Consider the following 12,697-nt stretch of genomic DNA (forward strand, 5'->3'; position numbering starts at 1 on the left):
TCCGGCCGGGTGGGCCGTCCGCACCACTGGGAACGACTGGTTCGCGGCCATGGTCCCCCGCGGGCGGCGGGTCGCGCCAGTCCGGGGCCACCGGTTCAGCGGTCCGGGGTCGGCCGGACCGTCGGGGGAGCCGCGAGCACCGCGAGCAGCTCCTCGTGCACCGCGCCGTTCGTGGCCACCACATCGGTGACGTCCGCGCTCGCCACCCGCACCCCCGCGAGGTTGGTGAGCCGCCCGCCCGCCTCCTCCAGGATCAGCTGGCCGGCACCGATGTCCCACGGCGGCATCGCCCGCTCGACGTATCCGGTGAAGTGCCCGGCCGCGATGTGGCTGAGGATCAGCGCGGGTGCCCCGGTGAAGCGCACCCCGCCCGCCGCGTTCATGAGCTGCTCGAACATCGCCGCGAACTGCGCGATCCGGCCCGGGTCCGAGGTCTGGATCTGGCTGACGACCACCGCGGCGTCCAGCGCGCCGGTCGTGGCCACCCGCAGCGGGACCCCGTTGCCGGTGGCACCCTGCCCGCGCCCGGCCGACCACAGCTCGTCGTGGACCGGGTCGTACACCGCGCCCGCGACCGCATCCGGTCCGCAGCGCAGCGCCACCGACACGCAGTACCAGGGGATGCCGTGGGTGAAGTTGGACGTGCCGTCGAGGCCGTCGACGTACCAGACGTGCTCGGCGTCGGAACCGGGCTCGGTGCCCTCCTCCCCGACGATCACGTGCTGCGGGAAGGCCGCGCGCAGCACGGCCACCACCGCGGCCTGCGAGGCGAGATCGGCCGAGGTGGTGACGTCGACGCGCGCGTCCTTGAGGGTGACCTCGACGCGGGAGCGGTCGGTGGCGGCCAGCACCGCGCCTCCCGCCCGGGCGGCGTCGGCGGCGGCGGTGCGGGCGGCGTCCACGAGCGCGCAGGTCACGTCCGGGACCCTAACCCGGAGCACGGACCGGCCGTGATCGCCGTCGGCCGGCCCCGGCTCGGGCGGATCAGCCCGCGGGAGACGCCAGGTCGGTGAGCGCGGCCAGCGCCATCCGCCGCAGCAGCGCGGCGGCCTCGGTGCCGCGACCGGCGTGCGGGGTGGAGTTGAGCAGGCCGAACGCGCCGTGGGCGGCCACCCGGGCGGCGTCGGCGCTGAGCCCGGGGTGGATCCGGCACAGGGTGTCCACCCAGATCTCGAGGTAGGTGCGCTGCAGCCGGCGCACGCGGCGCCGACCTGCGGGCGGGAGGTTGGCGAGGTCGCGGTCCTGCACCACGATCAGCTCCGGCTCGCGCAGCGCGAAGGCCGCCTGGAAGTCGACGAGCGCGGCGAGCACCTCGTGCGGGTCGTCGGAGGCGGCGGCCCGCTCCTGCCCCCCGGCGAGCAGGTGCTCGGAGATCCCGACCAGCAGCTCCGCGAGCAGTGCCTCCTTGCCCGGGAAGTGCCGGTACAGGGCCGGGCCGCTCACCCCCACCGCGGCGCCGAGGTCGGCGATGGTCACGCCGTGGAACCCGTGGCGGGCGAAGAGCTGCGCGGCGACGGCGAGGATCTGCTCGCGCCGCGTCCGTACCTCGGTCGCCACCATCGGTCGACCATACAGGTGAACGGTCGCTAACCGGCTGAGCTGCGCACCACACTGGCGCCCGACGTTAATGAACGTTAACCTGCGGGCCATGGGCACCGCACTGGAAACCGCGTCGACGGCCGGCGGGCCGGCCACCGGGCACCGCGCTCTCGTCACCGACCTGCGCGCACAGCTCGCCACCGCCCGCCTCGGCGGGTCGGAGCGCGCGCGGGCGCGGCACGTCGAGCGGGGGAAGCTGCTGCCGCGCGACCGCGTCGACTCCCTCGTCGACCCCTCCTCGCCGTTCCTGGAACTGTCCCCGCTCGCCGCCCACGGGATGTACGACGGCGACGCCCCCGGCGCCGGGGTGATCACCGGCGTGGGCCGGGTGGCCGGGCGCGAGTGCGTGATCGTCGCCAACGACGCCACCGTCAAGGGCGGCACGTACTTCCCCGTGACGGTGAAGAAGCACCTGCGGGCCCAGGAGGTGGCGCTGCACAACCGGTTGCCCTGCATCTACCTCGTCGACTCCGGCGGCGCGTACCTGCCCGAGCAGGACGACGTGTTCCCCGACCGCGAGCACTTCGGCCGGATCTTCTACAACCAGGCGCAGATGTCGGGCCTGGGCATCCCGCAGATCGCCGCGGTGCTCGGCTCGTGCACCGCGGGCGGTGCGTACGTGCCCGCGATGAGCGACGAGGCGGTCATCGTGCGCAACCAGGGCACGATCTTCCTCGGCGGGCCGCCGCTGGTGAAGGCCGCGACCGGGGAGGTCGTCACCGCCGAGGAGCTGGGCGGCGGGGACCTGCACTCGAAGACCTCCGGCGTCACCGATCACCTCGCCAACGACGACGCGCACGCCCTGTCGATCGTGCGCTCCATCGTCGGCACGCTGGGCCCGCGCGCGCCACGGCCGTGGGAGGTCCTGCCCACCGAGGAGCCCGTCGCCGACCCGGCCGAGCTCTACCACGTTGTACCGACGGACTCCCGCACCCCCTACGACGTGCGCGAGGTGATCACCCGTGTCGTCGACGGCTCCCGGTTCCACGAGTTCAAGGCCGAGTACGGCACCACCCTGGTCACCGGTTTCGCGCGGATCCACGGCCACCCGGTCGGGATCGTCGCGAACAACGGGATCCTGTTCTCCGAGTCCGCCCTCAAGGGCGCGCACTTCGTCGAGCTGTGCGACCAGCGCGGCATCCCGCTGGTGTTCCTGCAGAACATCTCCGGGTTCATGGTCGGGCGCGAGTACGAGGCGGGCGGCATCGCGAAGAACGGCGCCAAGATGGTGACGGCGGTGGCCTCCACCCGCGTCCCGAAGCTCACCGTGATCATCGGCGGGTCGTTCGGCGCAGGCAACTACTCCATGTGCGGCCGGGCGTACTCGCCCCGGTTCCTGTTCATGTGGCCCAACGCCCGGATCTCGGTCATGGGCGGCGAGCAGGCCGCGCTCGTGCTCGACGCGGTGCGCTCGCCGAAGGACCCGGAGCCGTCCGAGGCGTTCAAGGACCGCATCCGCGCCCAGTACGAGCACCAGGGCCACCCGTACTACTCGACCGCCCGGCTCTGGGACGACGGTGTGATCGACCCGATGGACACCCGCACGGTGCTGGGCCTGTCCCTGAGCGCCGCCGCGAACGCCCCGCTGGAGGCGCCGCACTTCGGCGTCTTCCGGATGTGACCGCCGTGCCCGCCCCCGGCCCGGCCGCCCCGCGATCACGGTCAGACGGTCGCCGGTGGATCTCCGCGCACGACCGTCTCGCCTCGGTCACCGCCCGTACGACCGCACCTCTCGCCGCTGACCGGTCCAGCCCGACGATCAAGGGCAGATGGTCGTCTGTGGATCTCTGCGGACCGCCATCTGTCCTTGATCACCGCGGTTCGTCCGGACGCAGCAGCTCGTCCGACCACACCAGCCCGCTGGGAGATGCCCGTGTTTGACACCGTGCTCGTCGCCAACCGCGGGGAGATCGCCGTCCGCGTGATCCGGACGCTGCGGACGCTCGGCGTGCGGTCCGTGGCGGTGTACTCCGACGCCGACGCCGGCGCGCCCCACGTCACCGCGGCCGACGTGGCCGTGCGGATCGGTCCGGCCGCGGCGGCGCAGAGCTACCTGTCGATCCCGGCCGTGATCGAGGCCGCGCGGGCCGCGGGGGCGCAGGCGATCCACCCCGGCTACGGGTTCCTGTCCGAGAACACCGCGTTCGCCGCCGCCTGCGAGGAGGCGGGGATCGTGTTCGTCGGGCCGCCCGCGTCGGCGATCGAGGCGATGGGCGACAAGATCCGTGCCAAGCAGACCGTCGCGAAGGCCGGCGTCCCGGTCGTGCCCGGCTCGGACGGCGCCGGGCTCGACGACGCCGCACTCGCGCTCGCCGTCGAGCAGGTCGGCTACCCGGTGCTGCTCAAGCCCAGCGCGGGCGGGGGCGGCAAGGGCATGCACGAGGTGCACCGCGCCGAGGACCTCGAGCACGCGATCGCCGCCGCCCGGCGCGAGGCACGCGGCTCGTTCGGCGACGACACGCTGCTGGTGGAGCGGCTGGTCACCACGCCGCGCCACATCGAGATCCAGGTGCTGGCCGACACCCACGGCAACGTGGTGCACCTCGGCGAGCGGGAGTGCAGCCTGCAACGGCGGCACCAGAAGATCGTCGAGGAGGCCCCCTCCGCCCTGCTCACCGACGCGCAGCGCGAGGCGATGGGGGCCGCGGCCGTCGAGGCGGCGCGCGCGGTCGGCTACGCCGGCGCCGGCACCGTCGAGTTCATCGTCGGCGCCGACGCACCGGACGAGTTCTTCTTCATGGAGATGAACACCCGGCTGCAGGTGGAGCACCCCGTCACCGAGGAGGTGTACGGCGTCGACCTCGTGGAGTGCCAGCTGCGCGTCGCCGCGGGGGAGAGCGCGCCGTGGCCGGAGCGCATCGAGCCGCGCGGGCACGCGATCGAGGTGCGGATCTACGCCGAGGACCCCGCGTCCGGCTTCCTGCCCACCGGTGGCAACGTCCTGGCCTGCGAGTTCCCCGAGGGGGTGCGCGTCGACTCCGGCATCGCCGAGGGCGGCACGGTCGGCAGCGACTACGACCCCATGCTCGCCAAGATCATCGCCCACGGTGCGGACCGGCCCGAGGCCCTCCGTCGCCTCGACGCGGCACTGCGCGGCACCGTCCTGCTCGGGCTGGGCACCAACATCGGCTTCCTGCGCGCCCTGCTCCGCGACGACGACGTGCGCGCCGGGCGGCTCGACACCGGGCTCGTCGGCCGCCGCGTCGACGCGTGGGTGGCCGCAGGCCCCGACGCGGCGCCCGCGGGCACGGACACGGGGCTTCCCGAGGACGTCCTCGCCGCGGCCGCCGCCCACGCCCTGCTGCACCTGGAGCCGGCCGGTGGCGTCGTCGACCCGTTCGACGTGCCCGGCGGCTGGCGGATCGGCGAGCCCGCGTGGACGACATGGCGGATGGTGGTGTCCGGACACGACCCGGTGCACGTGCGGATCCGCGGCCGGGCGTCCGCAGCCGAGGTCGTCGTCGGCGACGGCGAGCCGCGGCCGGTCTCGGCCCGCACCCAGACCCCGACTCGCGCGCACGCAGACCCCGACTCGCGGGTGCTGGGGGTGACCTACCGCGGCGTGAGCCGGAGCTACCGATGCGCCCAGGACGGCGACACGCTCTGGATCGGCCGCGACGGGTTCGCGTGGGGCGTGCGCGAGCAGGCACCCCTGGAGGCCGCCGCCGCCGACGCCGGGGCGGGCGGGCCGGTGCTGTCGCCGATGCCCGGCACCGTCACCGTCGTCGAGGTCACCGAGGGCCAGCGGGTGGCCGCGGGCGACCGGCTGGTCGTCGTCGAGGCCATGAAGATGGAGCACGTGCTCACCGCACCGGTCGACGGGGTCGTCCGGGAACTGCGCGCCCGTGCGGGCGCCACCGTCGCGCGCGACGCCGCGCTCCTGATCGTCGAACCGGAAGGGGAGTGACATGGATCTTGCACTGAGCGAGGAGCACGAGGCGCTGCGCGCCACCGTGGAGGACTTCGCGCGCAAGGAGGTCGCCCCCGTCATCGGGGACCTCTACGAGCGCGAGCAGTTCCCCTACGACATCGTCGCCAAGATGGGGGCGATGGGCCTGTTCGGCCTGCCCGTCTCCGAGTCCTACGGCGGCATGGGCGGGGACTACTTCGCGCTGTGTCTGGCGCTGGAGGAGCTCGCCCGCGTCGACTCCTCGGTGGCGATCACGCTGGAGGCCGGGGTCTCGCTGGGCGCGATGCCGATCTACCGCTTCGGCACCGACGAGCAGAAGCGGGAGTGGCTCCCCGCGCTGGCCGCGGGGGAGAAGCTCGGCGCGTTCGGGCTGACCGAGCCCGGCGGCGGCTCCGACGCGGGCGCCACCCGCACCACCGCGACGCTCGACGGCGACGAGTGGGTGATCAACGGATCGAAGGCGTTCATCACGAACTCCGGCACCGACATCACCTCGGTCGTGACCGTCACCGCCATCACCGGCGACGCCGGCGGCGGGAAGAAGGAGATCTCGGCGATCATGGTGCCGGCCGGCACGCCCGGGTTCCGGGTGGCGAAGCCGTACTCGAAGGTCGGCTGGTGCGCCTCCGACACGCGCGAGCTGTTCTTCGACGACGTGCGCGTGCCCGCCGCGAACCTCGTCGGCGAGCGCGGTCGCGGCTACGCGCAGTTCCTCTCGATCCTCGACGAGGGCCGGGTCGCGATCGCGGCGCTGTCGGTCGGGCTGGCCCAGGGCTGCGTCGACGAGTGCGTGCGCTACGCCCACGAGCGTGAGGCGTTCGGCCACACCATCGGCACGTACCAGGCGATCCAGTTCATGATCGCCGACATGGAGGTCCGGGCGCACACCGCGCGGCTGGCCTACTACGCGGCCGCGGCGAAGATGCTCGCCGGCACGCCGTTCAAGAAGGAGGCGGCCATCGCGAAGCTGGTGTCGTCGAACGCGGCGATGGACAACGCCCGCGCCGCCACCCAGGTCTTCGGCGGCTACGGCTTCATGAACGAGTACCCGGTCGGGCGGTTCTACCGCGACGCGAAGATCCTGGAGATCGGCGAGGGCACCTCCGAGGTGCAGCGCATGCTGATCGCGCGCCAGCTCGGGCTGTAGCCGCGGACTTCACCGATCTCAAAGCTTCTCACGGACGACATCGTGCCGCTCAACCGGTGGAGTGGCGGCAGTCCATGACGTGCGGTGAGGAGAGCCATGACCAGCGTTGCGCGCAGAGGTGCGGTGATCGGGTCGGCGGGTGTGCTGGCTGCGGGGATGCTGCTGGTGGCCACGCCGGTGGCTCTTGCACAGCTACCGGCGGAGTGCGCAGAGCAGGGCACGGAGGTCGTGTGCACCTACGACGACCCGGGGGCTGCGCTGTTCACGGTGCCGGCCGGCGTGGCGGAGGTGCGGGTCTCGGCGTCCGGTGCCGCGGGTGGTGACGTGGTGGGTCAGCCCGGCGGGTTGGGTGGGTCCGCGACGGCCACGCTGGTCGTGGTGGCGGGCTCGGTGCTGCAGGTGAACGTCGGCGGCCGGGGCGGTGATGCCGGCGGGGACACCGACAACGCCCGGCCGGGCGGAGCGGGCGGGACCAACGGCGGCGCGCCCGGTGGCGGGGGGACGTTCTCGAGCGACGGGACCGGTGGCGCCGGTGGGGGCGGTGCGGCCGATGTCCGTGACGGCGCTTTCTCCCTGGACGACCGGCTGCTCGTCGCGGGTGGCGGGGGCGGTGCCGGGCGGCTGATCGGCGGCGCGGGCGGCGGGCTGGCCGGCGGCGACGGCGGTGGCGGCGCGGGCGGTGGCGGGGGCGGTACCCAGACCGCGGGCGGCGTCGGCGGTGGGGGTCGCACCACCTCGGGCAATCTCGGGCGACCCGGTACGGAAGGCTTCGGAGGCGCTGGCGGCAGCGGTGGTTCGAGAGACGTCGACGGCGGCGGGGGCGGCGGGGGCGGGTTGTTCGGCGGGGGCGGCGGGATCAGCGGGGACGGCGGCGGCGGCGGCGGGGGCAGCGGGTTCGGGCCCGCCGGTACGTCGTTCGGCACCGGGGTGCGGGCCGGGGACGGGCTGGTGACGATCACCTACACCGCCGGACCGGTCTGCACGATCGACCGGCGCGACGCGGCGTCGCCGCAGCGGATCGTCGGCACCCAGGGAGCGGACGTGATCTGCGGGTCGCGGTTCGCGGACGTGATCATCGGTCTGGGCGGCGCCGACGTGCTGCTCGGCGGCGACGGCGACGACGTGATCACCGGCGGGAACGGTGACGACCGACTCGACGGCGGTGCGGGCGACGACGTGTTGGCCGGCGGAGGCGGCGTGGACCGTCTGGACGGCGGGCCCGGCACCGACGTCTGCGCGGCCGTGCCCGGCGTGGACCCGGCGCCGGTGAGCTGCCCCTGATCGACGCGCCCCGCCGAGCCGGACAGGCTGTACGGGCCCGAGGGCCTGTTGCTGATCGGCGGGGCAGCCGGGTCCGTGCCGACCGGCACCGTGATACCTCGCCAGGCTCACGTTCGAGGAACCGTCAAACCAGACGTAACGCACCACCACTTCGCAGCGAGTCCTCCCGGAGTACGGACTCCGGAGAGGGACCGACACCGTGGGTGAGTTCCCGATCTCGTCACGCATGGCGCCAGGGTCGCTACCCCTGGTCGGCCGCGCCCGCGAGCGGTTGGCGCTCGCCGGCGCGCTGGCCGGCGCGGCCACAGGCCACGGCCTGGTGCTCCTGATCGAGGGTGAGGCCGGCATCGGCAAGACCCGCCTGGTCGAGGAGACCATCGGCATGGCCGTCGCGCACGGCTTCTCCGTCTGCGCGGGCGCGGTCGACGAGGTGGAGCAGCGGCGGCCGTTCGGCGTGCTCGCCGACGCACTCGGGCTCACCGGCTCGCCGGCCGACCCGGACCGTGCCAGCGTCGCCCGCCTGCTCCACGACGGCGGCACGCGGCCACCGGCGGGCCGCTTCGACCATGCCGCGGGCCTGGAGTTCCGCGTAGGCGAGGCCATCGCCGACCTCGTGGAGCGGCTGTCCGCTCGCGACCCCCTCCTGCTTGTCCTCGAGGACCTACACTGGACCGACCCGGCGACCCTGACCTGCCTGGCCCGAATGAGCCGCAGCGCCGTCCATCTGCCGCTGCTGCTCGTGGTGACCGCGCGCCCGTTGCCGCGCACCCCCGAGCTCACCGCCGCCCTCGATGCGGTGGCCGACCGCGGCACGGTGCGGCTGCCGCTGGCCCCGCTCGGCGACCCGGACCTGCCGGTGCTGGCCGAGGCCGTCATTGGAGCGCCCCCCGGGCCGAACCTCCGGGGCCAGCTGCGCCGGGCCGGTGGCAACCCGCTGCTGCTGATCGAGCTGCTCGGCGCGCTGGACCAGGACGGCGCGATTGTCCGCACCGGACGGACGTGCGCCGAGACCGACGGATCGACCGCGGCCCCCGTTCCGACCCTCACGATCCTGCACCGGCTCAGCTTCCTGCCCCGCGCCACTCTCGACGTGCTGTCGTCGGCGTCGATCCTCGGGTCGTCGTTCTCGGTGACCGACCTGCGGCTGCTCACCGGCCGTCCCGCCGCCGAGCTGGCCGGGCCGCTGCGCACCGCGCTCGACGCACAGGTCCTGGTCGAGCGCGGTGACCGGCTGGGATTCCGGCACGAGCTCGTTCGCGACGCCCTGTACTCGGACCTGCCGTCGGCCCTGCGGGAAGCCCTGCACCGGGATCTCGCACGGGCACTGGCCGCGGCGGGGCAACCCGCGGGCCGAGTCGTCGAGCACCTGCTCCGAGGCGCTTCGCCCGGGGACGCGGAGGCGGTCCGGTGGCTGCGACGGGCGGCCGAGGAGGTGCTCGCACGATCCCCGTCCGTCTCCGTGGAACTGCTCGACCACGCGACGGCGCTCGCCGATCCGACCACCCCCGACCGCGGCGCGCTGGACGCGGACCGGGCCGTGGCCCTGATGTTCGCGGGCCGCGGCGAGGAGGGGGAGGCGGTCGCCCGCGAGGTGCTCGCCCGGCGTGCCGACCCGGACCGGGAGAGCGCGCTGCGGTGGTTGCTGCTGCGGACGATGCTGATCCGGGGCCGGGCCGCGGAGGCGTTGAAGCTGATCGAGTCTGCGGGGGACCTGCCCGGCGCGTCGATGGCCGAGCAGGCGCACTTCCGGGCGGCCGAGTCCTTCGCGCGGCTCGTCACGGGGCGGGTGGACGCTGCGGTGGACCTGGCCGAGCAGGCCGTCGAGCTCGCCGGCCCGACCGGCGATGCCCTGGCCGTATCCGAGTCCCTGCACGCCAAGGCGCAGGTGCAGGCCTTTCGAGGGGCTTTCGTCGAGGCGGCCGAACTGGCCTGCCGCGCGGTGCGCGTGCTCGCGGCCGACGACCGGCCCCGCGGACCGCAGACTGCAACCGCGACGGCCGGGATGATGCTCGTCTCGGCCGACCGCGTCGACGAGGGGCTGGCGATGCTGCAGCAAGGGCGGCGTCTGAACGAGGGCCTTGGCGCGCGTTCGGGCCTGGCCCTGCACCACGTCGTGCTCGCCAACGCGCTGTTCCTCACCGGGTCGTGGGACGACGCGGCATCGGAGATAGTGGCCAGCGTTCAGCTCACGGGCGACGGACGCCCCGCCTGGCCGGTGATGAGCCTCGGGATCCTCGCCGTGATTGCGGTCCACCGCGACGAGCCGGCAACGGCGCAAGCGCACGTCGCAGCCGCCCGGGCCGCGCTCGCGGCGGGGGCCGGACCGATGCGGGCACACCGGATGCTGCTGGCCGGGGTACTGCTGTCCGAGGCCGCCGGGCGCCCCGCCGAGGCCCTGGCCACGCTCGTCGCAGGTTGGGACCGGATAGCGGGCACCGGGGCCGGTGCCGCGCTTCCCGAGATCGGCCCGGAGCTCGTGCGCAGGCTGGTACCGGCCGGCGAGACCGGCCGCGCGGCCGATGTCACCGCCGCGGTGCAGGCCTGTGCAGCGGCCAACCCCGGCGTCCCCAGCATCAGCGGGGCCGCCCTGCTCTGCCGGGGGCTGATCGACAGCGACCCGGAGGCGCTGGTCGGGGCCGTTGCGGAGTACCGCCGCGGTGCCCAGCCACTGGCCCGTGCGCTGGCCTGCGAGGACGCCTCCCGGACCCTGCGCTGGGACGGCGACCGGGAGCAGGCCGTCGCCCTCCTGCGGGAGGCGCGCGCGGGCTACGCGGAGCTGGCCGCGCAGCGCAGCATCGCGCGGGTGACCGCGGCGCTGCGGGCGCTCGGGGTGCGCGGCGGATCACAGGCACCGCGGGCCCGGGCGACCAGCGGGTGGGAAGCCCTGACGGCGACCGAGCGGACGGTCGCGGGCCTGGTCGCCCAGCGCCTGTCGAACCCGGAGATCGCCGAGCGGATGTACCTGTCGCGACGCACGGTGGAGACCCACGTGTCACACGCGCTCGCCAAGCTCGGGGTGCGGTCCCGGCTGGAGCTGGGCGCCATGGTGTCCGTGCGCGAATGAGGGGGTCACCCGTCGCTGGGCGGCTCCTCACGCCAGACGTCGCTGCGCGGGCGCGGAAGCAGCTCGCCGAGGATGGCCAGCAGCTGCAGCCAGCCAGAGAACGGCCGGGCGCACCCACCCTCGACCGACACCTCACCGCAGGGCGTCCGGTCGGTCTCCCGGACCGTGATCTGGATGCGCATGGCCGTCAGCGTGCGCGAGCCGCCGCGGCCGGACATCGGTGAGTCTCACGGATGTCCTGTCGCGCCGTCGGCGTGCATGCTGATCGGCGACCGGAGGCCCATCTGTCCGTCCGGCGGATCCGTCGGACGGACCGCGAGCCACAACCACCTCATGGAGACCATCATGACCCTGCAGCTCGGCCAGACCGCACCCGACTTCGATGCCGACACCACCGAGGGGCGCATCCGCTTCCACGAGTGGATCGGGGACTCGTGGGCGGTGCTGTTCTCCCACCCGCGCGCGTTCACCCCGGTCTGCACCACCGAGCTCGGCTACATGGCGAGCATCAAGCCGGAGTTCGACCGGCGTGGCGTGAAGATCATCGGCCTGTCCGTGGATCCGGTGGAGAACACTCAGAAGTGGGCGGGCGACATCGCCGAGACCCAGGGCCACGCCCCCAACTACCCGGTGATCGGCGACGTGGACTTCACCGTGTCGAAGCTGTACGGGATGCTGCAGGCCGACGTCGAGGGCGACCCGACCGCGCGCACACCGGCACAGAACGCGACGGTCCGCAGTGTCTTCGTGATCGGCCCGGACAAGAAGGTCAAGCTGATGCTGACCTATCCGATGACGACCGGCCGCAACTTCGACGAGGTACTGCGGGTCGTGGACTCTCTGCAGCTCACCGCACAGCACCGGGTCGCCACCCCGGTCAACTGGCGCAACGGCGACGAAGTGATCATCGCCGGATCGGTGTCCGACGACGAGGCCCGCACGATCTGGACCGACGGCTGGAGGGCGCCGCGGCCCTACATTCGGATCGTGCCCCAGCCCTGATCGGCCGGCGTCCCTGAGCTGCCCTTGCCGCTGCCGAACCGCCCGCCATCGTCGTGTCGACGCCGCGACCGCACCCCGCCGAACGCACCGGGCGGCGGATGTGCGGCCCGGCCGGACGCCCCGGGCGCCGGCCACGCCCGCCACGACCTGCGGCACAGGAGATCAGGCTCGATCCTCACCGAGACCGGGCATCTCGGCGATCTTCCAGGCGGGCGGGCGGCGGTGGGGCGGGTGGTCGCGGACATCGTCGCTCGCCTCCGTGATCAGGGCAGGGCGACGCGGACGGTGGTGGTGCAGGTGGCGGTGTTGCCGGCCTGGTCGGCGCCCTCGTAGGTCAGGGCGTAGGTGCGGTCGGTGCCGCGGCGCATGGAGCGCAGCTCGCCCTCGGTGTCGGCGGTGCCGACCTCCCAGCCGACGATCGAGGGCAGGGCGGGTGGATCGGCCTGGTCGGAGGTGACCGACAGCAGGGTGAACCCGGCGGGCCCGGAGCCGTCGTCGGTGACCGCGACGTCGACGCTCACCTCGCGCAGCTGCGCGTCGGGTGGCGTGAGCACCGCGGGGATGCTCCTATGGATGTCAAGCTGCGGATGAAGGTCGTTCCTGTTGAGCGACGGGTGTTCTGCCTCCCTCCCGGGTAGATCGTCTTCCGCCGCTGGTCGGTGTCAACGTCGTTCGTCCTCGCTGCGCTGCGGGC

The 12,697-nt window shown here is 73.9% G+C and carries 10 protein-coding genes; 6 read left to right on the forward strand and 4 right to left on the reverse strand.

Going from position 1 to position 12,697, the window contains the following annotated elements; translation table 11 throughout:
- Positions 1-95 precede the first annotated feature (95 nt).
- Positions 96-917: an inositol monophosphatase gene (locus Q1K26_RS20385; RefSeq protein ID WP_300015323.1), complete on the reverse strand. Its 822-nt coding sequence runs from the start codon at positions 915-917 to the stop codon at positions 96-98.
- A 67-nt stretch (positions 918-984) separates the two neighbouring features.
- A complete protein-coding gene (locus Q1K26_RS20390) occupies positions 985-1,560 on the reverse strand; it encodes a TetR/AcrR family transcriptional regulator (protein ID WP_300015326.1) in 576 nt (191 codons plus the stop codon).
- 88 nt (positions 1,561-1,648) lie between these two features.
- Here Q1K26_RS20390 and Q1K26_RS20395 point away from each other — a divergent pair, with 88 nt between their 5' ends.
- The 5 genes from Q1K26_RS20395 (at position 1,649) to Q1K26_RS20415 (ending at position 11,001) form a co-directional block, all read left to right on the forward strand.
- On the forward strand, positions 1,649-3,220 hold the full coding sequence (locus Q1K26_RS20395) for a carboxyl transferase domain-containing protein (protein ID WP_300015329.1): 1,572 nt from the start codon (positions 1,649-1,651) through the stop codon (positions 3,218-3,220).
- Positions 3,221-3,466: 246 nt separating this feature from the next.
- The gene (locus Q1K26_RS20400; protein ID WP_300015332.1) at positions 3,467-5,506 is read left to right on the forward strand and encodes a biotin carboxylase N-terminal domain-containing protein; all 2,040 of its coding nucleotides are present in this window, start codon (positions 3,467-3,469) and stop codon (positions 5,504-5,506) included.
- A gap of 1 nt (position 5,507) precedes the next feature.
- Positions 5,508-6,656, forward strand: a complete 1,149-nt coding sequence (locus Q1K26_RS20405; RefSeq protein WP_300015335.1) for an acyl-CoA dehydrogenase family protein — start codon at positions 5,508-5,510, stop codon at positions 6,654-6,656.
- A 96-nt stretch (positions 6,657-6,752) separates the two neighbouring features.
- A complete protein-coding gene (locus tag Q1K26_RS20410; protein WP_300015338.1) occupies positions 6,753-7,937 on the forward strand; it encodes a glycine-rich protein in 1,185 nt (394 codons plus the stop codon).
- Positions 7,938-8,136: 199 nt separating this feature from the next.
- A complete protein-coding gene (locus Q1K26_RS20415) occupies positions 8,137-11,001 on the forward strand; it encodes a LuxR family transcriptional regulator (RefSeq protein ID WP_300015341.1) in 2,865 nt (954 codons plus the stop codon).
- A gap of 5 nt (positions 11,002-11,006) precedes the next feature.
- Here Q1K26_RS20415 and Q1K26_RS20420 read toward each other — a convergent pair whose 3' ends face one another.
- Positions 11,007-11,183: a hypothetical protein gene (locus tag Q1K26_RS20420; protein ID WP_300015344.1), complete on the reverse strand. Its 177-nt coding sequence runs from the start codon at positions 11,181-11,183 to the stop codon at positions 11,007-11,009.
- A gap of 163 nt (positions 11,184-11,346) precedes the next feature.
- Here Q1K26_RS20420 and Q1K26_RS20425 point away from each other — a divergent pair, with 163 nt between their 5' ends.
- Positions 11,347-12,003 (forward strand): peroxiredoxin, encoded by a 657-nt coding sequence (locus Q1K26_RS20425; RefSeq protein ID WP_300015347.1) that lies wholly within the window; start codon positions 11,347-11,349, stop codon positions 12,001-12,003.
- A 263-nt stretch (positions 12,004-12,266) separates the two neighbouring features.
- Here Q1K26_RS20425 and Q1K26_RS20430 read toward each other — a convergent pair whose 3' ends face one another.
- Positions 12,267-12,557, reverse strand: a complete 291-nt coding sequence (locus tag Q1K26_RS20430; RefSeq protein ID WP_300015350.1) for a hypothetical protein — start codon at positions 12,555-12,557, stop codon at positions 12,267-12,269.
- Positions 12,558-12,697 lie beyond the last annotated feature (140 nt).

This window comes from Pseudonocardia sp. (assembly GCF_029263155.1).
In the GTDB taxonomy this organism is placed as follows: Bacteria; Actinomycetota; Actinomycetes; order Mycobacteriales; family Pseudonocardiaceae; genus Pseudonocardia.

Coding starts and splice junctions, on each gene's coding strand:
- Q1K26_RS20390 (WP_300015326.1), bottom strand. CDS start 1,560: ATGGTGGCGACCGAGGTACGGACGCGGCGCGAGCAGATCCTCGCCGTC.
- Q1K26_RS20395 (WP_300015329.1), top strand. CDS start 1,649: ATGGGCACCGCACTGGAAACCGCGTCGACGGCCGGCGGGCCGGCCACC.
- Q1K26_RS20400 (WP_300015332.1), top strand. CDS start 3,467: ATGCCCGTGTTTGACACCGTGCTCGTCGCCAACCGCGGGGAGATCGCC.
- Q1K26_RS20405 (WP_300015335.1), top strand. CDS start 5,508: ATGGATCTTGCACTGAGCGAGGAGCACGAGGCGCTGCGCGCCACCGTG.
- Q1K26_RS20410 (WP_300015338.1), top strand. CDS start 6,753: ATGACCAGCGTTGCGCGCAGAGGTGCGGTGATCGGGTCGGCGGGTGTG.
- Q1K26_RS20420 (WP_300015344.1), bottom strand. CDS start 11,183: ATGCGCATCCAGATCACGGTCCGGGAGACCGACCGGACGCCCTGCGGT.
- Q1K26_RS20425 (WP_300015347.1), top strand. CDS start 11,347: ATGACCCTGCAGCTCGGCCAGACCGCACCCGACTTCGATGCCGACACC.